This is a genomic window from Kitasatospora sp. NRRL B-11411 (genome assembly GCF_000721345.1).
Classification (GTDB): Bacteria; Actinomycetota; Actinomycetes; order Streptomycetales; family Streptomycetaceae; genus Kitasatospora; species Kitasatospora cineracea.
The window spans coordinates 61425-83326 of record NZ_JOGH01000056.1 but is presented as its reverse complement, the minus strand read 5'-3'; the positions used below and the strand labels follow the sequence as shown (position 1 = coordinate 83326).

General features: G+C 72.1%; 18 protein-coding genes and 2 pseudogenes. 10 read left to right on the top strand and 10 right to left on the bottom strand.

Going from position 1 to position 21902, the window contains the following annotated elements; all coding sequences use genetic code 11:
• Positions 1 to 252 precede the first annotated feature (252 nt).
• The 4 genes and pseudogenes from IH44_RS0123720 to IH44_RS0123705 form a co-directional block, all read right to left on the bottom strand.
• On the bottom strand, positions 253 to 2004 hold the full coding sequence (locus IH44_RS0123720) for a mobilization protein (RefSeq protein WP_030461719.1): 1752 nt from the start codon (positions 2002 to 2004) through the stop codon (positions 253 to 255).
• A complete protein-coding gene (locus tag IH44_RS49170) occupies positions 2001 to 2435 on the bottom strand; it encodes a MobC family plasmid mobilization relaxosome protein (RefSeq protein WP_081967073.1) in 435 nt (144 codons plus the stop codon). Before IH44_RS49170 ends, IH44_RS0123720 begins: the two co-directional genes overlap by 4 nt.
• A 705-nt stretch (positions 2436 to 3140) precedes the next feature.
• Positions 3141 to 3697, bottom strand: a pseudogene (locus IH44_RS41340) (ATP-binding protein).
• A complete protein-coding gene (locus IH44_RS0123705; RefSeq protein WP_030461717.1) occupies positions 3697 to 4746 on the bottom strand; it encodes a hypothetical protein in 1050 nt (349 codons plus the stop codon). Before IH44_RS0123705 ends, IH44_RS41340 begins: the two are co-directional and overlap by 1 nt.
• 514 nt (positions 4747 to 5260) lie before the next feature.
• Here IH44_RS0123705 and IH44_RS0123700 point away from each other — a divergent pair.
• A complete protein-coding gene (locus IH44_RS0123700; RefSeq protein ID WP_030461716.1) occupies positions 5261 to 5878 on the top strand; it encodes a hypothetical protein in 618 nt (205 codons plus the stop codon).
• A gap of 107 nt (positions 5879 to 5985) precedes the next feature.
• On the opposite strand, the gene IH44_RS0123695 is transcribed toward IH44_RS0123700, so the two are convergent.
• Positions 5986 to 6489: a TrmO family methyltransferase gene (locus IH44_RS0123695; RefSeq protein ID WP_030461715.1), complete on the bottom strand. Its 504-nt coding sequence runs from the start codon at positions 6487 to 6489 to the stop codon at positions 5986 to 5988.
• A 44-nt stretch (positions 6490 to 6533) separates the two neighbouring features.
• Positions 6534 to 7868, bottom strand: a complete 1335-nt coding sequence (locus IH44_RS0123690) for a Tat pathway signal protein (RefSeq protein ID WP_107066606.1) — start codon at positions 7866 to 7868, stop codon at positions 6534 to 6536.
• A 232-nt stretch (positions 7869 to 8100) separates the two neighbouring features.
• Here IH44_RS0123690 and IH44_RS46655 point away from each other — a divergent pair, with 232 nt between their 5' ends.
• The 8 genes from IH44_RS46655 to IH44_RS0123650 all read left to right on the top strand — a co-directional run bounded on the left by IH44_RS46655 (position 8101) and on the right by IH44_RS0123650 (position 17563).
• Complete coding sequence (locus tag IH44_RS46655) at positions 8101 to 8535, top strand: ATP-binding protein (RefSeq protein ID WP_157852444.1); 435 nt, start codon at positions 8101 to 8103, stop codon at positions 8533 to 8535.
• 180 nt (positions 8536 to 8715) lie between these two features.
• Positions 8716 to 9948 (top strand): methyltransferase, FxLD system, encoded by a 1233-nt coding sequence (gene fxlM / locus IH44_RS0123680; RefSeq protein WP_051817243.1) that lies wholly within the window; start codon positions 8716 to 8718, stop codon positions 9946 to 9948.
• A gap of 44 nt (positions 9949 to 9992) precedes the next feature.
• A complete protein-coding gene (locus tag IH44_RS44445; protein WP_081967071.1) occupies positions 9993 to 10157 on the top strand; it encodes an FxLD family lanthipeptide in 165 nt (54 codons plus the stop codon).
• A 123-nt stretch (positions 10158 to 10280) separates the two neighbouring features.
• Entirely contained in the window at positions 10281 to 13334 is a 3054-nt protein-coding gene (locus tag IH44_RS0123670; RefSeq protein WP_035956182.1) for a lantibiotic dehydratase, read from the top strand.
• Positions 13331 to 14488 carry a lanthionine synthetase C family protein gene (locus tag IH44_RS0123665; protein WP_051817242.1) on the top strand — a complete coding sequence of 386 codons (1158 nt, stop codon included), beginning with the start codon at positions 13331 to 13333 and terminating at the stop codon, positions 14486 to 14488. Before IH44_RS0123670 ends, IH44_RS0123665 begins: the two co-directional genes overlap by 4 nt.
• Positions 14489 to 14505: 17 nt before the next feature.
• Positions 14506 to 15366, top strand: a complete 861-nt coding sequence (locus IH44_RS0123660) for a thiopeptide-type bacteriocin biosynthesis protein (RefSeq protein ID WP_051817241.1) — start codon at positions 14506 to 14508, stop codon at positions 15364 to 15366.
• Complete coding sequence (locus tag IH44_RS43025; protein ID WP_051817240.1) at positions 15363 to 16505, top strand: hypothetical protein; 1143 nt, start codon at positions 15363 to 15365, stop codon at positions 16503 to 16505. Before IH44_RS0123660 ends, IH44_RS43025 begins: the two co-directional genes overlap by 4 nt.
• Before the next feature lie 98 nt (positions 16506 to 16603).
• Positions 16604 to 17563, top strand: a complete 960-nt coding sequence (locus IH44_RS0123650; RefSeq protein WP_030461707.1) for a hypothetical protein — start codon at positions 16604 to 16606, stop codon at positions 17561 to 17563.
• A 126-nt stretch (positions 17564 to 17689) separates the two neighbouring features.
• Here IH44_RS0123650 and IH44_RS0123645 read toward each other — a convergent pair whose 3' ends face one another.
• The 4 genes and pseudogenes from IH44_RS0123645 to IH44_RS0123630 form a co-directional block, all read right to left on the bottom strand.
• Positions 17690 to 18406 carry a flavodoxin family protein gene (locus tag IH44_RS0123645; RefSeq protein ID WP_030461706.1) on the bottom strand — a complete coding sequence of 239 codons (717 nt, stop codon included), beginning with the start codon at positions 18404 to 18406 and terminating at the stop codon, positions 17690 to 17692.
• Positions 18407 to 18481: 75 nt separating this feature from the next.
• The gene (locus IH44_RS0123640) at positions 18482 to 19132 is read right to left on the bottom strand and encodes a hypothetical protein (protein WP_030461705.1); all 651 of its coding nucleotides are present in this window, start codon (positions 19130 to 19132) and stop codon (positions 18482 to 18484) included.
• Between the two features lie 143 nt (positions 19133 to 19275).
• Positions 19276 to 20835 carry a recombinase family protein gene (locus tag IH44_RS43020; RefSeq protein ID WP_051817239.1) on the bottom strand — a complete coding sequence of 520 codons (1560 nt, stop codon included), beginning with the start codon at positions 20833 to 20835 and terminating at the stop codon, positions 19276 to 19278.
• Positions 20836 to 20906: 71 nt separating this feature from the next.
• A pseudogene (locus IH44_RS0123630) lies at positions 20907 to 21176 on the bottom strand (flavodoxin family protein); the annotation flags it as partial.
• A 159-nt stretch (positions 21177 to 21335) separates the two neighbouring features.
• Between IH44_RS0123630 and IH44_RS0123625 the strand changes: the two are divergent.
• Complete coding sequence (locus IH44_RS0123625) at positions 21336 to 21830, top strand: glutathione peroxidase (protein WP_030461702.1); 495 nt, start codon at positions 21336 to 21338, stop codon at positions 21828 to 21830.
• Positions 21831 to 21902: the final 72 nt, after the last annotated feature.

Here is a 21902-nt window from a genome sequence, read left to right as displayed (position 1 = left end):
CCTGGAACCGCCCGCACGACGTCCACACCGGAGTCGCCGACCCCCTCGTCCCCAACTTTCCCGACCCCAAAATCATGTCAGCAAGTTGAAGCGGGACATCAGCAAGTTGACGCGGGACAGGTCAGTTTCATGGCTGTTGGGGTTGCGGACCACGGCGAAGCAGCCTTTCTGGGCACGGGCTCTCCGTTCGTCCGGTGCGGGTTCTTGCGTAACACCTGGTGGGAGTGGGGGTCGAGGGGTTTCGGGTGCCGGTCAGCGTCGGGGTGCCGGGCGGTGGGGGGCGGCAATCGGACGCGCGGGTGCCGGAGTTGCGGGGCGGGCGGCCGTGCGGCCGGGTGTCTGCTTGGTCGGGGTGGTGCCGGTCTTCGGTTTGCCGGTGCTGCTGGGGAGGGCGGGCAGGTCGGCGAGGCGGCGGATGCGCCAGACCAGCACGGTGTCGGTGTTGCGGGCACTCTCCAACTCTCGGCGGTCGACGGCTTCTTCGAGGAGGGCTTTGGGGTCGTGGCCGGCCTTTTCGGCTTCGGCGAGGGTGGCTGCCAGTGCGTGGAACCGCTCGGTGGTGCCGGCCTGGTGCTCGGCGCGGGTGGCCGGTTCGCCGAGGGCGGCGCGGATGGTGGCTTCGTGGCGGCGGCGTTCGGGTTCGGGCAGCGCCTGGGCCCGCTCCCGCATCGCCCGCAGCGGGGTCGCGGCGCTGTGCCGGTAGGCGGCGCGCAGGTGTTCGGCGGCCTGGCGGGAGGCTGCTGCCTGTTGGGCGTGGCCGCGGGCGGAGTGCCAGCGGGCGGCGGCCAGGGTGAGCAGGACGAGGGTGGACAGGACCATCGCGGTGGCGCCGCCGTCCTCCCCTCGTCCAAGCGCCGTTCCGGCGTGGACTATTGCGCGGGTGGCCGAGCGCAGGGCGCGGATGTCGGCGTTCTCGGCGCGGACGTGGGAGCGGGTGGCGCGTTCGAACGCGCGGGCTGCGTCTCGTAGTTCGGCGCGGGTGGCGGCCGGGGAGGTCTGGGCGAGGGCGTCGAGGAGTTCGCCGGCGCCGACGAGCTGGGCGGCGGCTTCGTAACCACCATCTTCATCGAGGAGCATAGTGGCGCGCTCGGCGGTGGCGGCGGCGGTGCGCCGGATGCGGGCGGGCGCGGACCGGTCGGTGCTGGGTCGGGGTGGGGTGGTGTCGGCGGGTGCGTCGGTCAGGCGGCGGCGGATGCGGGGCAGGGAGAGGTCAGGGGCAAGGGTGGACCCGGCGAACCAGACGGGCTCACGGTCGCGGTTGCGGTCGCCGGGCAGGGCGACGTTGTAGCCGAGGACGTCGCCGGAAGGGGCGTGGCGGAGCTTGACCCGCAGGCCGGCCTCGCGCAGCCGGTCGAAGAACTCGGCCTCCGTGGCGGCTCCGGCGACGGCCTGGCGGACGGCTTCGCGCAGGGTTTCGCGCGGGGTCTCGGTGCGGCCGGTGCGCTCGGCCTTCCAGCGCTCTTGGCTGGTGGGGTTCTTGGCGGCCGTGCCGTCGCCGGGGGTGAGCTGGCGCAGGCCGTAGTCCTGTTCGATGCGGCGTGCTTCGGCCTGGGCCTTGCGGCGGTCGAAGGAGCGGCTGGCGAGGCGGCCGTCCTGGCGCACGAGGGTGGCGGCGATGTGGATGTGGTCCTCGGCGTGGCGGACGGCGACCCAGCGGCAGGCGGTGGTGTCGCCGTCGGGGGCGATGCCGGTGGCGTGGACGATGCGGCGGGCGATGTCCGCCCAGTCGGCATCGTCGAGGTGGCGGTCGCCGGGGTCCGCGCGCACCGAGCAGTGCCAGATGGCGGTGGCGGGGGCGCGGTCGCCGATGGCCTTGACGGGCTGGTCGAGCTGGTTGGCGAGTTGGGCGAGGGTGTGGTGGGGGTTGCGGCCGGGGTCGGGGGCGAAGCCGTTCCAACTGGCCACGACGTGCTGGTCGGTGTGCTCGTCGCTCTTGCCGGGGCCGAAGAGGTAGCGGACGAGGCCGTAGGTGCCGCCGGTGCCGGTGCGGATCTTGGGGATCACCGGCGGACCATCCAGGCGATGGCGTCGTCGACCGCGGCGATGGACGCTTCGATGTGCTGCAGGAGCTGCTGGAGGTCGGCGGCGACCTGGCCTCCGGCGTTGAGGAAGTGGGCGACCTGGTTCAAGTTGTTGCCGATGCCTCCGAGTTGGCGGTTGGACTCCATGAGTTCCTGGATGCCGCGCCGGTAGTCGGCGACGGCGGCGTTCGGGTCGCTGCTCGCGGCGGCGGCCAGGGTCGCGGCGGCGGTGTAGCCGCCGGGGGCGAGGCCGGTCTGCCGGGCGGCGTGCTGGAGGAGGGACCACTCGGGGTCGCTGAAGCGGGGGCAGACGCGGTTGGTGCGCGCGACGGGCTGGCGCAGTCGGCGGCGGGTGGCGGCGCGGACGGCTTCGGCGGTCGGCTCACTCTGCTGCTCCTCCTTCTTCGTCGGCACCCCCGGGCCGACTCCCCGTCCGGTGGCAGGCCCCCCTGGGTCTGCCACCGGACGGGGTGCTCCCGCCCCCGTGGGGGTGGGGGCGGGGTAAGGACTCCTTACCCCACAACTTGCTCCGCCAGGGGCCTGGTTGGGGTCGGTGCTCGCTCGCGGTGGTGTGGCCTTCGGGTCGATGCCGGTCACCGGTGCGGCTCCGTGTCGCGCTGCTCGACGTCGCGGACGAGGTCCTCGACCCAGTCGAGGGCCAGGACCGGGTGGTGGAGGGTCCAGGGTCGGGAGTGCCGGCCCCGTTGGACGGTGCGGGTGCCGTCGGAGGCGGTTTCGACGCGGTGGAGGTGTCCGCGCTGGTGCAGGACGGTCAGCCAGGCGTCTGCCTCGGTCGCGGAGCTGGGCCATCAGCTGGGTCAGGGTGTCGCTGGACAGCGGGATCTGCTGACCGCGGATCGCGGTGGCGACCACGGCGCGGGTCAGCTTGTTGTCGGCTTCCTTGACCGCCTGCTTGGCGATTTCCAGCAGTTCCTCGGTGTCCCGGTCAGCCGCTCGGTCAGTGACCGGCCGGGAGGTGGCCGGGCTGACCGGCGGGGCGGTCACCGGTACAACCTCACCCGTCGGTCACTGACCAGGTCGCCACTGACCGGGAGGGCGGTCTGCTGACCGGGTTCGAGAGCACTGGTGACCATCGGGATAGGACAGCGCGGCGGTTGTTCAGGCGGCGCGCTGGTGGCGTCTGCGGTCGACCGGCTCGAACTCGACCCGGGTGGTCATCTCGGCGAGGCGGGAGGTGACGCGGTCGCCGAGGTACGCCTTGAGGTCCCTGATCCGCAGGTTCGTCGTGATGAGCGTCGGGAGCATCGCGTTGTACCGGCGGTTGATGAGCCGGTAGGTCTGTTCTTCGACGAACTCGCTGGTCTTGGCGGCGCCGAGGTCGTCGAGGATCAGCAGCGGCACTCGGCTGTAGGCACCCCGGCCATCAGCAGGCTGGGGCCGCAGGTGACCTGGCGGCGCGCCCCGGTGCTCGGGGCGGTGGCCTGGGCGGCGACCTGCCGGGTCCAGGCCAGCACCAGCGGGTGGTCGGCCACAGCGTCGCGGTAGCGGGGCGGCATCCCGGCGGACAGCGCCGCCTCCGGCGAGAACCGCTCCGGCTCGTCCGGGAGAGCGTCGACCGTGGCGCGGTCGATGCCCCGGGCGGCGAGGATCCGGGCCATCCGGTCCAGGACGGAAGCGCCGTCGGCGAGGGTCCGCGGGTCGCGGTGGGTGCGCATCACAGCTCCTCGGCGTAGGCGTTGGCGGCGTCGACCGGGTTGGTCCACGCCCGGTGAACAGGCAGGTTAGGGCGCAATCCCGGCCGGGCCAAACCGGCGGTGCGCGCGTTCATGGCGTCGTTGACCAGGCTCGGCAGCCGGGACGGGTGGCCCTGGATCTCGGCGAAGCGCCGCAGCCCGGCGCGGACGTGCTCGGCGTCGATGCCCTCGGCCAGCAGGCCCTTGACGGTCCTGCCGAGGTGGCCGAGCACGCTGCCCGGCGGGCGCCGCTCGCACGCGGCGACGTACTCGCCGACGAGCTGGCCCGCCGAGACCGCCTCCGGCTCGGGCGCTTGCCGCCCCGTAGGGAAAGAAGATCCAGGATCCAAGATCCTAGATCCAGGCGTCGAGGGCTCCTGGACGCTTCGCCGAGCCTTCGGGGAGGCTTCGGCGAATGCCGTCTGACCTGCACTTCTTCCGTCGGCAGGGACGGCCACGCACTTCTCGCCGACCGTCGGGGCGGTGGCCGTGCCGCTGCCGGTGCCGCTCTGCGGGGACGGCTTCGCGACGGGTGCAGAGGGGTGGTCGAGGTGGGTGGGAGTGTTCGCCGAGGGCTCGTCGAACACTTGGGGAGCGGTCGGGGCGGCCTCGGGCACGGGGGTCGGCGCTTCGGTGAGGGTGGCGCGCTGGATGCACGGGCCCTTGCAGACGCCGCACCGCTCCGGCTCGCAGTGCGGGCACGCGGGGAGGCGGCTGAGCGACGGCTTGTCGATCTTCTGGTGGTTGCGCCAGGTCGGGTAGTGGAAGTACTTCCGCCCGTCGCAGCCGGTGTAGCGGCACACGGCCCCGGCGGCGGCGAGCTGCTTCAGGTGGTCCTCGACGTCAACGCGGGTGATCTCCTCCCGCATCGGCCACACCAGGCCGTAGACGATGGCGGCGTTGTCACGGTGGCGGCCGTGGTCGTCGGCGTGGTTGGTCATGCCGAGGAAAGTGACCATCGCGGGGATGGAGACCTCGGCGAGCGTCTCGCTCACCCAGGTCTCGGGCTTGACCGATCGGATGCGCGCCATGTCAGCGGCCCCGAACGGTGGTGCCCGCACCGGGCACCTTGCCGGCTGGCTGCACACCAGGGCGAAGGCGTCGGCTGCGACAGGGCGATTTCGGGTTTTCCGTTTCCGTCATGGGTACGCGCAAGCCATACTCCGTGCTTCGTAGGAGCGCGTGCGGCGGTCTCTCGGGCATGGAAGTCCGCCGAGCGCGCGGTGGGGAATCGGCCACTTCGGAGGGCCGGTCCGGCGTCCAGGAGTCGGTGCTTCTGGACGTCGGTATCGTCCCCGGTCGACGTGGGCAGCGGCCCATCAGCCTGTCCGCCGTGTGCGGCAGGACCAGAACCATAGGCCGCACCGCGGGCACTCATCCACCCTGTTAAGCCACCCGACCAGTCACGACGAACCTTGGCTTTCCCCTTCGCACGGTCTTCCGCTCACTGTTGAGAAGCTGTGCGCGAACGCCGCGCCGATGCGCGGCCGGAGACCACACGCGTACGCCGTCGCGTACGACCCGACCGCCCTTCCGGAGCCACCCGTGACGTTCGAACCACCCGCTCCGCCCACCTTCGCCGACAGCACACTTCGCCAGAAGGCCGCGCGGGTCGTCACAGACGTCCTTGCCCCTGCCAACCTCGTGATCGCGCTCCTGCTGCTGATCGGCTGGCACAGCACCCGCTCCGGGTCGGGCCTCGGCTGGGGGCTGCTGGCCGCGATCTTCTGCGGCGTCGTCCCGATAAGCATCATCGCGCTCGGTGTGAAACGCGGCGGTCTCACCGACAGGCACATCCGCGTTCGCCGTCAGCGACTCCTGCCGATGGTGCTCAGCCTGGTGTCGGTCGCCACCGGCATCATCCTGCTGTGCGCCCTCCGCGCCCCGTCCGACGTGTCCGCGCTGGTCGTCGCGATGCTCGTGGGGCTGACCTCCACCCTCCTCGTCACCACCGGGTGGCAGATCTCCCTCCACAACAGCGTCGCTGGCGGCGCCGTCATGATCCTCGTGCTCGCCCTCGGCCCCTGGCTGCTGCTCACGACGCTCGGCGCCGCAGCGATCGGCTGGTCCCGCATGGTGCTCAAGGCCCACACCTTCGCGCAGATCCTGGCCAGCACCACCCTCGGCGGCGTCGCGGCCCTGGTCTTCGGCCTCCTGCGCTGAACCATCGGGGCGCCCTCACCCGGGGCGTCCGAAGTGGGCTGCCCAACAGGCTGCTTCGGACGCCCCCTTTCGGATTCGGCTTCCTCGGAGGGAAGTTGCCCGCTCGGCTACTCGACGCCCCGGCCGTTCTCGCCGGGGGTGAAGTAGTCGCCGAGCATGTCGGTGGTCCACTGCGCCTGGTGGATCTCACCGCGGGGGCCGAAGTCGACGAACCAGGGCTTCACGTCGAGAATCGGGGTGCCGTCGACGGCGTCGAGGTCCTCGACGTGGAGGTCCAGGCCGTCCACCTTGAGGAGTCGGCAGCGCGAGACGCCGAGCCAGTTCAGGCGGCGCATGTTGCGGTGGCCGAAGATGCCGACCTCGGGCCAGTCGGGGTTGTCGCGCGGGCGGCGGGCGCCGAGGTTGAGGTCGGTGGGGTCGGTGAGGTGGAAGCGGAAGACGACCTCCAGGTGGGAGAAGTCCTCCAACCCCTTGGTGGCGTCGGCGGTGAAACGGGTGCCGTCGAGTCGGATGATCGCCCGGGTGCCGCCCCAGAAGTCGTCGGTGGGCTCGGTGCGGCCGCCCACCACGTGGCCGAGGGCCTCGACTTCGAACACCTCGCGGTCGGTCATGATCGGTTCTCCTCCTGCGGTCGGGGTGGTGACGGTACGTCGGTTCACGCGGTGGCTTCCAGGTAGGCGGCCGCCCGGCTGTCGACCCGGTCGATGCTGCGGATGCCGCGTTGTCGGAACGGCGAGAGGGCGGTGCGCATGTGCGTCGCGGTCTGCCGGGTGCGGCCGGACCGGACGGGCTCCATCGCGTCCAGTGCGTCCGACCAGACGGCGCAGGCTTCCTCGATGTTCTTTAGCCGGACGTGGACGGCGCCCAGGTAGCCGAGGGTGACGGCGTGCGTCCGGGCGAAGGAGCTGGCCTTGCGGGTCTCGACGCTGTGCCGGAACTCCTTCACCGCACCGGCGAGATCGCCTATGTCGCGTAGGGCGGAGGCGGTCTCGTGCGCCAGGCTCGCCTCCCCGAAGAAGAACACCCGGGCCGGTTCGTCGTCGCCCGGCGCCGCGGCGGCGAGGTCGCGCTGGGCCTGGAGCAGGGCGCCGGTGGCGGCCGTGTGTCGCCCGGTCGCCGCCAGACCCCGGGCGTGGATCACTCCGAGCAGCGCGCGTTCGCGCGGGCAGGCGAGCGCGTACCGGTCTCCGCTGATGGACGCCGCGGCGAGGTCGAGCGCCTGCTTCGGGTGCCCGAGGTCGAGGGCCTGGTGGGCCATCGCCCGCAGGACGTGGCCGGCCATCGCCGGGTCGTCCGCTTCGGCCGCCAGCCGGACCGCCTGCCCGAAGTAGGTCTGGGCCGCGGCGTGGTCGGCGCTGTCGAAGGCCATCCAACCTGCCACGTAGGCGAGTTCGGCCGCGGCGGAGAACATCTGCCGACGCGTCCGCTCCGAGGCGAAGGTGCCCTTCAGGAATCGTGCGACGTCGCTGGTGAGGTACTGCACCACGGCGGTGCGGGCGTGGCCGCCACCGCGTCGCTGGTCGACCTGGGAGAACAGGCCGGTCATGTCGCGGACCGCCTCGACGTCCGCTTCACCGACCCGTCGGCCACCGGCTCGTCCGCGTGCCTCGCCCGTGCGCGCCATCGACTCCCACCAGCTCTCGGCGGGAAGTGCGAGCGCGCCGACGGAGTAGGCCATCAGCTGGAGGGCGGTGCTGCGATCCACTTCCACGTCGTCCACGTCGATTCGTCGGAGATCGGCCAGGACGCTCAGCGTATCCAAGCCCCACTCCCGAAGATCGCTCACCTCTTCGGCCAGGCCGAGGTCGGCCGGGGTGACGGTCCGCCCGAGCCGGCGGGACAGCACGGCGGCGAGGTAGGACGGCATGTTTCCCGACGGCACCACGCTGTAGCGCACCCAGTGGCTGATCAACGACTTGCCCGGGCGGGCGTCGTCACCGTGTCGACCTGCGACGATGCCCAGCTCCAGGGCCAGGCGATCGTACGTCATCCGGGATTCCCTGATGGCCTGCTGCAGGCGCTCGTTGACCCGAACTTCCTTCGCCATCACGTCCCCTGACTTCCCGTTAAACGGGTTAAACCGCTGGGAGTCGCCAACACCTTACTCCCAGTCGCCAACCACGGTTGTCTTGAGCAAGCGGGCGGCACCGTCCGAACACCAACTGCCGGGAACAGCCGTGCGGTTCGTGGGGCAGCGACCGGAGACGGCGGAGGGAGCGGGCGTGGACGTGACAGTACAGGGGCTCCGGCTGTGGGAGCAGGAGTTTCCGGCGACACCGGCATCGGCCCGACTGGCCCGTGGCGCTGTCCGGCGGACCCTGCTGGGTTGGGGGTGGTCTCCGCAGCGCATCGACGACATGGTCCTGATCTGCTCGGAGCTGGTCACCAACGCCATCCGCCACGCCTGCCGTGCCGACGAGGTCGTACCCGTGCGGCTCCAGGAGATCGAAGGCGACTGCCGGTTGGAGGTCCGCGACAACCGGTCCGAACTCCGACCGCGTCCACGGCCCGTGGGTGTGCGCGTGGACGGGCAGGGGCTTCTGCTGGTTGCCGATCTGTCCGATGACTGGGGCGTGACGGTCGATCTCGGCGCGAAAACCGTGTGGGCCCGGATGTCGGGGCAGCCGCAGCACTCGGGCGCCGGGAAGGCCGCTTGAGTGGGGGCAAGCCTCGGATATCGGCTGCCAGGTCTCGCATCTCTCGGTGACGGCAGCTCGGCGCTGCGGTGTGCTGCTCCGGGCACGCGCTGATGACTTTTCCGCAAAGGGAGTTGGGACGTTGCCACGTCCCGCCTCCGGAACGGTGCCGCATCCGTGCGGCGAATCAAGAGGAGAACGATGTCCACCTTGGCAGACTCCGTCGGCCGGTCGTTGCCGGACGGGGATGAGGCACTGCGCACCGCGATGGTGGAGGCACTGCGCTCCGGCGGCGCGCTCCGTACGGACCGGGTGGCGGCCGCGCTGCTGGCCGTGCCGCGGCACGTGTTCGCCCCGGAGGTGCCGCTCGCGGAGGCGTACGAGCCGGAGCGGGCGCTGGTGACCAAGCGGAACGAGTACGGGCTCGCTGTCAGTTCGGTGTCGGCCGCGCGGATCCAGGCGCAGATGCTGGAGCAGGCGGACGTGCTGCCGGGGATGCGTGTGCTGGAGATCGGCTCCGGGGGCTACAACGCGGCGCTGATCGCCGAACTCGTCGGCCCGGAGGGCGAGGTGGTGACGGTCGACATCGACCCGTTCGTCACCGACCGCGCGCAGAAGTACCTCGCGGAGGCGGGGTACGAGCGGGTGCGGGTGGTGCTGGCGGACGGTTCCGGGCAGGTGGAGGGCGGCCCGTTTGACCGGATCGTCGTCACGGTCGGGGCGTGGGACCTGCCGCCGGCGTGGACCGGTGCTCTGGTCGAGGGCGGGACGATCACCGTGCCGCTGCGGATGCACGGGCTGACCCGCTCGATCACCTTCCGCCGGGAGGGCGAGCGGCTGGTGAGCGTGTCCGCCACGGTCTCCGGGTTCGTCAAGATCCAGGGGACGGACGCGCACGACGAGTTCCTGGTGCTGCCGCGCGGCACGAAGGAGATCGGGCTGCGCTTCGACGAGCTGGAGCGCCCTGACACCAGCCGTCTGGGCGGCGTGCTGGACACGCCCCGCGCGGAGTGGTGGAGCGGGGTGACGGTCGGCAACCAGGAGCCGTTCGACTCGCTGTACCTGTGGCTGGCGTCCTCGCTGCCCGGGTTCGGCCTGATGTCCGTGGACCCGGAGCTGGACACCAAGACGGTCGTCCCGGCGAACCGGATGGCGTGCCCGGTGATCGTGGAGGGCGACAGCCTCGCCTACCTCGCGCTGCGCAGGATCTCCGAGGACTCGGCGGTGTTCGAGTTCGGTGCGCACGGCTTCGGCCCCGAGGGGGGTCCCCTGGCGGCCCTGATCAACGCCGAGGTGCGCCGGTGGGACCGCGCGCACCGCACCGGCGGCGGCCCGGTCTTCACCGCCCAGCCGATCGGCACCCCCAACGACCAGCTCCCGGACGGGCTGGTCGTCGACAAGACCCACGTCCGGCTCACGATCTCCTGGCCGTAGTCCGCGGCCAGGCCCTGCACCACCGACTCCAAGGAGGAAGCACCATGAGCACGACCATCGCCGGCACCACCGCCGCGAGCGACTTCGACCTCGACGTGACGATCGTGGAGGGCGCCGACCCGGTGGCCGCGCTGCTGCGCTCCACCGACGACGGCTGCGGCAGCACCTGCTCGGGCACCGCCTGCACCTCGTTCGGCGGCAACGTCTGACCGCTCCTCTCCCCGTGTGACCCGGGCCCGGCGTGCGGCCGTCAAGCCGCCGCACGCCGGGCCCCGGCATTCCCGGAACCTTCCAGAACCTCCCGAAATCTCCCAGAACCGAGGTGAACGACCGTGGCCCTGTACCGCGCAGCAGGACCGGCCCTGCTGCGGGCCGCCGCCCGTCCGGCCGGGACCGAGCCGTCCTGGTGGCCCGACCTGGCCGACACCGGCCCCCACGCCACCGCGAACTGGCGGGCCTGGCTCCAGCACGTCTGGACGGACGCCCCGTTCGCGGCGGCCGTCGAGGTCGCCGCCGGCCCGCAGCTGGCTGCCCGGATGCGCGAAGTGGTCTTCAACTTCGACCACGTACCCCGGCGGCGGCTGCGCCGGCTCACCGCCTCGGTGATGCAGTACGCGCTGCGCCAGCAGCGGCCCACGCCCTTCGGGCTGTTCGCCGGGGTGACCGCGGTGCCCTTCGGCGAGTCCGCCGCCGCGCCCCGCTGGGGCGCGTCCCGGGCGGTGGCGCGGCCGGACGCGCGCTGGCTATCCGGTGTGGTGCGGGACTTGGAGGAGGCCGCCGGCGACCTGCTGCCGGTGACGGCCAACCAGCTGCGGGTGCGCCGGGGAGAGCGCGTCGTACTGCCGGTGGTCCGCAACCCGCAGGACGGCGAACCGGCGGAGGTCTCCGTCCGTGCCACCCCCGCGGTGCTGGCCGTGCTGGAGGCAGCCGACGGGCCGCTGTCGGTGACGCTCGGCGAACTCGCCGACCGGTTCCCGGCCGCCCCGGCGGACAAGGTGCGCGCGATGCTCGGCGAGCTGGTGCGCCAGGGCTTCCTGATCAGCATCCTGCGGCTGCCGACAACCGCAACCGACCCGCTCGGCCACCTGCTCGCCATCGCCCACACCACCGGCCTCGACCAGATCCCCGCCGCCGAAGCCGTCTGGAACACCCTTCGAACGGTCCGTGAGCAGCTGGCCCGGCACAACGAGCTGGACGACCCGGCGGCGCAGCGGACCCTGCGGACCCGGTTGACCCGCCCGCAGGGCGGGGTCCCGGACAGGTCGACGCCGCTGATGGTGGACCTGCACCTGGACGCGGGTCACGCGGTGCTGCCGCGGCGGGTGGCGTCGCTGGTGACCGGCGCGGCCGAGGTGCTGACCCGGCTGTCGCCGTTCCCCGGCGGTCATCCGGTGTGGGTGGACTACCACCGCCGGTTCGCGGAGCGGTTCGGGCCGGGCGCCGTGGTGCCGGTGGTCGAGCTGGTGAACCCGGACACCGGGCTGGGCTTCCCCGCCCGCTACCGGGACTCGCTGCTACCTGACGTGCCGCCGCAGTTCGGACGGCGCGACGCCCGGCTCATGGGGCTGGCGCAGAAGGCCGCCGTCGAGTGCCTGGACGAGGTCGACCTCGACGGCCCGCTGTTGGAGCGCCTCGCCCCCGACCCGGTACCCGAGGGGGCGGTGCAGCCGCACGCCGAGCTGATGGTGCGGCTGGTGGTGGACGGGGCCGTGGCGTTCACCCCGGTGGTGCAGGCGGTTCCGCGCGGGGCGGGCACGACCGCGGGCCGGTTCCTGTACCTGCTGGAGCCCGAACGCCGGCGTGAGCTGGAGGCGGCGATCGCCGCCGCTCCGCCGCTGCGGGCGGACGCGCTGGTGGTGCAGGTGTCCGCGCCGCCGCTGTACGCCCGAGCCGAGAACGTCTCCCGGGCCCCAGCGCTGCTGCCCGTGCTGTCGCTGGGGGAGTACCCGCAGATCGGATCGGTGCTGCGGCTGGAGGAGTTGGGGGTGTGCGCGGACGAGCGGCGGATGTGGCTGGTGCGGCTCACCGACCGCCGCCCGGTGGAGGTGCGGGTCCTCAACGCGGTGGACTTCCGGGTGCACACCGACCCGCTGGTGCGGTTCCTGTGCGAGATCACCCATGCCCACACGCCGTGGCTGACCGCGTTCAACTGGGGCGCGGCCGGGCAGCTGTCCTACCTGCCGCGGGTGCGCCACGGGGAGGTGGTGCTGTCGGCGGCGCGCTGGCACCTGCCCGCTGCCGACCTGCCCGGCAAGGACGCGGAGTGGGAGGAGTGGCGGGCGGCGGCGGGCGAGTGGATCGCCCGGTACAACGTCCGGGCGTCGGTGTACCTGTCGCAGCAGGACCTGCGGCTGCCGCTGGACCTGCGCCTGCCGGAGCACTTGGTGCTGCTGCGCGAGCACCTGCTGCGGGAGCCGACCGCGATCCTGATCGAGGCCCCGCGGGCGGACGACAACCGGTGGTGCAGCCGGGCCCACGAGGTCACCGTGCAACTGCACTCCACCCGCACCCCGCTGCCCGCCACCCGCCCGCGGCCGGGGCGGCCGGTCACCGTCCGGTCCGGGCACCTGCCCGGTGCGTCCGGGTGGCTGTCGGCCCGCCTGTTCGGCAACCCGCGCCGCGCCGACGAACTCCTGTCCCGCGTACCCGGGTTGGCTGATGGCTGGGTGGTCCCGCCGCAGTGGTGGTTCCTGCGGCACACCGACCCCGAGCCGCACGTGCGCCTGCGCATCCCGGTCTCCGCCGTCGCCGCGTGGTCGCTGGCCTCCGAGCGCATCGGCAAGTGGGCCCAGCAGATGCGCGCCGAAGGCTTGTTGACCCGCATGGAGATCGACACATACCTACCGGAGGCCGGCCGGTACGGGCGCGGGGCGGCGCTGCGGGTGGCGGAGGAGTTCTTCTCCCTAGACTCCCGGGCGGTGCTGGCCCAACTCGCCTACCAGCACACCACCTCGACCGACCCGGCGGCCGTCACCGCGGCAAGCATGCTCGACCTCGCCACCGGGCTGCTGGGCAGGGAGGCCGGTCACGCCTGGCTGCTGGAGCGGGTGCCCAGGCACAACGAGATCGCGCTGCCGCGCTCCGCGCCGCGGCTGGCCGCCGAACTCGCCGACCGGCCCGACCGGCCCGACCGGTTGGAGCTCACCGAGGAGGGCCGCGCCCTTACCGCGGAGTGGGGAGTGCGGGCCAAGAAACTGGCCGACTACCGCAAGGCGCTCAGCCGGGACGGGGAGCTGGAGCCCGCCGATGTCCTCGGCTCGCTGCTGCACCTGCACCACGCCCGCGCCGTCGGCCTCGATCCGGCCAGCGAGCGGATCTGCCACCGCCTGGCCCGCGCCGCCGCCCTCACCCGCACCGCCCGCGCCCAGGAAGGACAACCGGCATGACCGCCGAACTGCTCGCACCACCCACCGAGGTCTCCGCCCAGTGGGGCCAGTCCCTGGCCAAGGGCGGCCTCGCCACCGCGCTGCTGCACATCGAGCGCGCCGCCACCGGCCGGGGGAGCTGGGAGACCGCGCACGAGTGGATCACCGCGTGCGTGCGCCAACCCGTGAACTCCTTCTCCGGAGCCGGCGTGTTCTACGGTGCGCCTGCCGTCGCCCACGTCCTGCACCTGGCCGCGCTCCAGGGCCCGCGGGTCTACGACCAACCGCGCAGGGGCCTGAACTCAGCTGTCGAGGACATCGTCCAGCGCCGCCTAGCCGCCGCCCACCACCGCATCGACGCCGGGCAGCGCCCCGCCTTCCACGAGTTCGACCTCCTGGGCGGCCTGACCGGCCTCGGCGCGCACCTGCGGGTCCGAGGCCGCCAGGAGCTGCTGCGGGAGGTGCTGGCCTACCTGGTCCGGCTGACCGCCCCGGTGCACGGGCGCTCGGGCTGGTGGACGCACCTCGCGCCCACCGGCGATCAGGACGACCGCTACCCGGGCGGGCACGGCAACTTCGGCATCGCGCACGGCATCCCCGGCCCGCTCGCCCTGCTGGCCCTGACCTACCTCGACGGCACCCGCGTACCCGGTCACCTGGAGGCGATCGAACGGATCCTCGACTGGCTGGACGCCTGGCAGCAGAACGGCGCCGCCCGCGCCTGGTGGCCCGAGGCCCTGACCGCCGCCGAGGCCGACCAGGGCCGCACCCGGCAGTCGAAGCCGCTGCGCCCGTCCTGGTGCTACGGCACCCCCGGCATCGCCACCGCCCTGCACCACGCCGCCCGCGCCACCGGCGACACCGACCGCGCCCGCACCGCCGAAGCCGCCTTCCTCGACGCCCTCGAAGACCCCGACCAGGCCCACAGCCTCACCGACGAGACCGTCTGCCACGGCACCGCCGGGGTGCGCCTGACCGCCCGGCGCTTCGCCGAACGCACCGACCACACCACCGCGATGCGCATCCTCGCCGCCGCCAGCAACCTGCCCGACCCCGGCACCGACGCCACCGGCCAGGGCCTGTTCGAAGGCACCGCCGGCATCGCCCTCGCCCGCTGCTCCCTGGCCGCCGAGCGCCCCGGCACCGGCTGGGACGCCCTGCTGCTGTTCGTCTGATCCAAAGGAGAACTCTGGTGCTCGCCACCGGCGACCACGTCTGGACGCAGGTCCACCTGCACCTGGCCACCGACACCCCCGAGGAGCATGCCGTCCGGCTCCTCGGCCCCACCCTGATAGCCCTGGAAGACCAAGGACTGATCGACTGCTGGCACTTCCTGCGCAAGGGCGACCGCTGGCGGCTGCGCTACCGCGAGGTCGCCTCCGGCACCCTGGAGGCCACCGCCACCGCCACCGCGGCCGCGGTCAACGAGGTCCTGGACATGTGCCGCGAGGCGGGCATGATCGACGACTGGACCCCGGCCATCTACGAGCCGGAGACCTACGTGTTCGGCGGGGCCGCCGCGCTGCCCGCCGCTCACCGCCTCTTCCACCAGGACAGCCGCCACGCCCTCACCTACCTCACTGCTGTGCACCGCGGCGAACTGTCCGACCAGCGAGCCGAGTTGTGGCTTCTGCTCGGCACGGCCGCGATGCGCGGTGCCGGACTCGACTGGTACGAGATCGGCGACACCTGGGCGCAGGTCGCCGAGAACCGGTCCGCTGACGGCCCCGGGCTGGCCGTCTCGGACCGTCGCCTGGTCGACGCCGCCCGCACCCTGCTCCGGGCCGACACCACCCCCGGCTCCGCTCTCCTGGAAGGCCGACTCGCGCACGCCGCGTCCTGGTTCGGCGCGTTCGCCGTCTACGGCCTGACCCTGCGGGTGCTGGCCGACGAGGGCCAGCTGTGGCGGGGGCAGCGCGCGGTCCTCGCCCATCACCAGCTGTTCACCGCCAACCGCCTCGGCCTGCCCCACCAGCAGCAGGCCGCCCTCGCCACGGCCGCCGCCGGAGCCGTCCTGGACCTGGTCGACGCCAACGAGGCGGTGCTGCGATGAGCGCCCAGCCCACGGGCCCGCTCGGCGACGCCCTCGCCCGCCTGCCCCTCGTCCCCCGCAGGCACGCCCTCGCCGCCCCGTTGGAGCAGCGGGTGCAGCAGCTCACCGACCTCGCCCGGCAGGCCGCCGACACCGAGAATCCGGCCACCGCCGCCAGCGTCCACAACCGCGCCGCGCTGCTCGCCTCCGACCGCGGCCTGCCGGGCCTGGCCCGCGTGCTGTGCCTCAACCACGCCGGCTTCTACCTCGCCCACCGGCCGCTGACCGTCTACCTGGCCCGCCTGGTCTTCGAACCCCTCGTCAACCTCGCGCACCTCGAACTGCGGGCGGGCAACGGCATCCCGGCGCTCGCGATCCTGGACGAGCTGCTGCGGGCCGTCGCCGACAACGACGACGCCACCCTCCCCGGCGGCCTGATCATCCCCCTCTCCGGGCTGACCGCCAGCAGCGCCGACCGCGCCGACGTCCACCAGTGGCTCACCGACATCCAGGTTTTCGAGGGCGCCCGCGCCCTGGCCCGCGCCGGGCGCTGGGCCGAGGCGCACTTCCACCTCAGACAGTCCACCGACCGCAGCGACCGCCTGTTCGAGGCCCTCCAGGTCGCCGTCGTCGCCATGGCCCTCGAAGGCCGCACCGCCCTCGCCCGCGCCCTGGCCTGCGACACCTCCGCCGAACAGCCGTGGGAGCACGCCATCGCCGCCGCCCTGACCGTGGCGTGCACGCTGCTCGACGGTGACCCGGCCGCCGAGCAGGCCGAGGTGATGCTCCGCGCCCACGCCGCCGTCACCCCGCGCCAGGGCAGCGAGGTGTTCGACACCCGGCTCGTCCTGACCGTCGCCGACCTCGCCACCGCCGCCGGCCGACTTTCCGACGCCGCCCGCGTCTACCTCACCGCCGTCACCCGGACCCTCGCCGCCCCCGAGGGTTACAGCGCCCGCGACCTCGCCCGCCACCGCCTCGCCGACGGCCTGCCCGCCGAACAGCGCCACCGGCTGGCAGCCATCGCCGCCGAGTGCGGCGTCGGCGGCCCGGCCACCCTGACGACCGACCACGACGACCGGATCACCGCCGCCCTCGCCCTGGCCACCGCCGTCATCACCAAGGCCGCCGCCAAGTCCCTCTCGCCGTCGCGGCCGTGACCCGGCCGTCCGTTCGACCGCGGACCCGTGCACCGCCGCCGGTCCGGCGCACTCCCCGGCGCGCCTTCCAGCAGGACCCGACACCGAGAGGCAAACGCATGAGCAGCACCCTCACCACCGTCAGGCCCGAGGCCGGCGCTCTGGGCTCCTTCGTCCACGTCGGCTGGAACATCCAGCACGGCTGGAAGCTGCCCCAGGCGATCGACCACATGCGCCAGTTCGCCCAAGAGCGCGGCGTGGACCGCCCGCACCTGCTCACCCTCCAGGAGCTCCAGGAGGGCCAGGCCACCGAGGTCGCCCAGCAGCTCCAGCTGGACTTCGTGGAGGCACCGAACGTCCGGCCCGGCAGCCGCAACGCGCTGTTCTTCGCGCCCGAGCTGTTCCAGGCCGACCCCGACTGGGTCCCCTACACCAACGCGGTCCGGCACCGGCCGGCCACGGCCAAACTGCGCTGCATCCACCCCATCACCGGTGCCCTCAGCAAGCGCGAGGTCTCGGTGGCCAGCGTCCACCTGAACTTCGGTGACCCCGGCGACCGGGAGCACCAGATCCGCTGGCTGCTGGCCAACATGTACAAGGACCGGTGGCTCGCCTTCTTCCAGGGCGACATGAACTCCTGGCCGGTGTGGGGCTGCCCGCTCCGCCTCGACGGGGCTGAGGACAAGGCATGGGTGGTGGACCGCTCGATCGTCCTGCCCGACGGAACGACCCGGCCCGACGACGTGCCCGACCGGCTCATGACCCTCCGCGGCATGGTCAACATCGGCAGGTATGCGGCCACCGTGCTGGGGCAGGTCGGCGCGGACAGGCCCACCACCTGGGACGGTCCGAAGAAGGCCCGCCAGCGGATCCCCGCCGAAGACCTCCCGCCCGGCGGCCTCGGCGGGATCGACCACGGCTACGCCGCCGAGGAGCTGACGCGGGCGCTCATCTCCGCAACCATCCCGAACACGCCGCAGGTGCAGGAGGTTTCCGACCACCTCCCACAGGTCACCGAATGGGACACAGAGGCCTGGTGGGAGGTGATGGACGCCGAGGTCGAACTCGTCCGCCACTGATCCGAGGAACGGCGCCGCGCCCCGAAGTCGAACAGCACCCGCATCGAACCAGGCCGTAGAGCACAAGGGCGTTCAAGTCGCGGACCGTACGACACCGGCCGAAATCACCAGGTCCAGCGAAGATCCCTACCGGTGCTCGGGGTTCTCGAAGTCGAAGCGGCAGCCAGCGTCCCACTCGGAGCGCTGGTTGCCGTGCGCCGGGATGCCGCCCGCGTCCTTCAGCATCCTCGCCAGGTGCAGCTGGTTCCACGTCATGAACGTGGTGTTCCGGTTGGTGAAGTCGTTCTCCGGCCCGCCGGAGCCCTCGTCGAGGTACGACGGCCCCGGGCCGGCCGGGCCGACCCAGCCCGCATCGGCCTGCGGCGGGATCGTGTACCCCAGGTGCTGGAGGCTGTAGAGCACGTTCATCGCGCAGTGCTTGGCGCCGTCCTCGTTCCCGGTGATCAGACAGCCGCCGACCCGCCCGTAGTAGGCGTACTGCCCGTGCTCGTTGAGGACCGACGAGCAGGAGTACAGCCGCTCGATGACGCGCTTCATGACGGAAGAGTTGTCTCCCAGCCACACCGGCCCGGCTAGCGTAAGGATGTCAGCGGCCATCACCTTCGAGTAGATGACCGGCCATTCGTCGCTCTCCCACCCGTGCTCCGTCATGTCCGGCCACACGCCGGTCGCGATGTCGATGTCGACGGCACGAAGGACTTCGACCGACACGCCTTGGCGTTCCATGATTCCCGTGCTGATGTCGATGAGCCCTTGGGTGTGGCTCCGTTCCGGCGATCGCTTCAGCGTGCAGTTGATCACCAGGGCTCGAAGGTCACTGTACGACGTGCCAGGCGCGGGCATGGCTTCCTCTCCTTCTGCTGCTGCTCAGGTCGTTCGAGTCAGCTCACCAGCCACGGGGCCGACCGGCTGACAGGCTTACCCGGTCGGGCCGTGATCCCGCTCCAACGGCTCAGCGAGGACGAGTACCGGCTCGTGGTAGGTCACTTGCACGCCGTCGGACGTCTCGAAGGAGCGGGACTCGATCCTGAGCTCGCATCGCAGCGACACCCGGCCTTCGGAGAACGCCCGCAGTACGGGTTCCAGCGTCCCGGCCAGCGTCCACGACGAGGTGGCGAACTCGAACACCCCGAGCGAGGGCGCCTCGGTCAGCCGGAACGCGATCTTGATCTCGGGCTTCGCGCCGTGGCCGGACCTGGCCGCAGAGCGCTGCTCCGCCAGGCCCGTGCCACAGCCGCACTGCTTCACTTCGGGAGCAGCAGGGCGGTGACAATTCCGGTGATCCGCCCGGACCTTGCCGCTCCCCCGGACGCCCCGGTGCACCATCCGGAACGAGATCGACTCAGCACCGTGCATCGTGATCGAGAGGGAGTGGGCTCCGGTCCTCACCATGCAGGCGGGCGAGGAACCGCGGGGGTCGGCTTCGTCGATCCTGCCGCCCAATGCCGAAGCGACCGCAACTGCGTTCTCTCGGCTGCCGGTGACGAAGCACCACCCTCCCTCGGCAACCACCCTGCTCCGCTCAGCGGCCGCCGGAAGACCGGATGTCACACAACGGTACGTCGCCACAGGACGCCTCCTCACCTCTCGTCGAGTGGTGAGAGCATCCGGATCCAGCGCGATTTGACTCGGCTGTCTCCCCTTGTCTCGAAGCCCGGCCCAGCCGGGGACCGGCCCGCCGCGGCGTGACGGCGACAAGCCGGCCGTGTCGGTCAGGCTGCCGCGGCGAAGGACCCTCGGTCCTTCGGCTTCAACCACGGGTCGGGCTGGTCGAGCCAGTGGATCTCCACGCGCGACGGGCCGTCGAACACGTTGCATCCTCGACGGCCCTTCGTCACCGCGACCCGGCGGATCACGAGGCGCAGCAACTCGCGTCGCAGGGGCAGGTCGGCCTCCGCCCAGGCTTGCCGGATCGTGGCGTCCTCCAGTAGGAACGAGACGTCGAGGCGCTTCGGGCTGGCGTCCGCCACCCTCCGCTTCGCGTTCTCCAGGGCGGTCCGCGCCTCGGCCTGCAGGACCGGCAGGTGCGTGTCGAACGGCGGGTCGAAGAAGCCCGAAGCCTGCTGTTCCACCAACCGCTTGATTCCGGCTTCGGCCGACTTCAACGCGGCTGCGGCTTCCGCGAGTTCAGCTCCGTTGTCCGGCTGCTGGAGGCCCTTCCACCGCTGGGCGGCCTTCACCAGGAGCGGATCGTCCGGCTCCGCCGCGTTCATCCAGGAGAACCAGGCTTCGGTCACGTACTCCTCGAGCCGTGCCCGGCTGACCGACACCGGTGCAGGGCAGACATCACCCTGCACGGCGCGCCAGCAGCGGTAGTTCTGCGAATCGGGGGACGCGCCGCCCCTGCAGCCGGGGCACTTCACCGCGTCGGTGAGGAGTTCCCGGGTCGTCCCCACCCGGGCGGCCTGGTCGGGGGAGGTGAAGGTGAAGCCGGCCGCGACCTGCCGGGCCCGGGCGAGCAGGTCGGCCGGTACGGGTTCGACACCTTCGGCGAGCACGCTCACCCGGCTCCCGTCGCGGTCCCGGAAGGCCTCGAACCGGCCCCGGGTGGCCTTCTGCCGACGCGGCGCCACCTGCCAGCCCTCGTAGACCGGGTTGTGCAGGATCCGCGAGATGGCGTTCGCCTGCCACCTTCCGCCACCCGGCCCGGGGACGGGGTTCGGGCCGGAGTTGAGCGCCTTCGCCACCGACCGCTGCGAGAAGCCGAGCGCGACGCACTTCACCACGTGCAGGACGATCCGCCACGTCTCGGGGGCGTGGTGCAGTTTCCTCGCCTTGTCCGCGCACAGGCCGTAGGGGGCCATCTGCGTCCACTGGCCGCGGGCCCGCATCGTCGCCTTGGTCGACTTGATGTTGTACGACAGGCGGTTGGAGTACTCGCGGGCCTGTTCGGCGCGGTCGATGATCCAACGCCGGTCCCGTTCGATCGAGGAGTCCAGCCCCTCGTAGTCGAAGATCACGCGGGCCTTGCCCAGGATCGGACCGATGTCGTCGATGCCCTTGCGGGTGAACCGGTCCAGGAAGGCGCACCACAGCGCCGGTACTTCGCCAGCCAGGACGGCGGCCAGGGCCTTGTCGAACTCGGGCCGCTCGATGTCGCTCCAGGCGGACAGGTTGTCCACCCACACCTCGCGGACCCGGTACCCCTCCCGTGCGGCCCAGGCCCGGCCGGTGTTCTCCTGGGACTGGATGGAGGTCAGGTCACGCGGGTCCTCGTCGCGGACGACGCGCGATTTGCGCAGGTAGAGGTCTACGTACGGCAGGTCGTTCATCACTCGTACTCCGTCCGGGGCGGGCCATCATGGCACGCGATTGGCGGCAGGCAGAGTGTTCCGCCGGCTCACACCGGGCCGGCCAGGGTGAGGATGTCGGCGTTCATGAGCTGCGAGTAGAGGACGGGCCACTCGTCGGTGTCCCAGCCGTGTTCGGTCATGTCGGGCCAGACGCCGGTGGCGATGTCGTGGTCGACGGCGCGGATCTCCTCGACCTGGACGCCCTGGCGGCGCAGGATGCCGGCGCTGATGTCGATCAGGCCCTGGGTGTGGCTGCGTTCGGGGCTGCGCTTGAGGGTGCAGTTGAGGAAGACCGCCCGCAGGTCGGTGTACTGGGTCATCGCCGTCCGTCCGTTCGTCTCGTCGTCTCGCCGCTGTTCCGGCGGCCCATCGCACCACGCGGGGGGCCGGGGGCCGGGGACCGTGCGCCGGACGGCGCCGTGTCGGGGGTAGGTTCGGAGGGCATTGGCACGTCGTCGTCGAGAAGGCAGGTTCAGGCCATGGTGGATTCGTTGTTCGAGCTCCCGATCCGGACGCTGGCGGGCGAGCCGTCCTCACTGGGCGAGTACCGGAGCCAGGTGCTGCTGCTGGTGAACGTGGCGTCGAAGTGCGGACTGACGCCGCAGTACGCGGGCCTGGAGCGGCTGCAGGAGAAGTACGGGGAGCGCGGGTTCACGGTGCTCGGGTTCCCGTGCAACCAGTTCATGGGGCAGGAGCCGGGGTCGGCGGAGGAGATCCAGGAGTTCTGCTCGACCACGTACGGGGTGTCGTTCCCGCTGTTCGAGAAGATCGACGTGAACGGGGCGGAGCGGCACCCGCTGTACGCGCGGCTGACCGAGGTCGCGGACGCGACCGGCGAGGCCGGGGACGTGCAGTGGAACTTCGAGAAGTTCCTGGTGTCGGCGGACGGCGAGGTGGTCGGGCGGTTCCGGCCGCGGACCGAGCCGGAGTCGGCGGAGCTGGTGGCCGCGATCGAGGCGCAGCTGGCGGGCTGAGCCCGCGCGTGGTGGGCCCGGGGCCCGGACTGCCCGAACTGTACAGGTAACCTGCGCAGTGGAACTGGACAG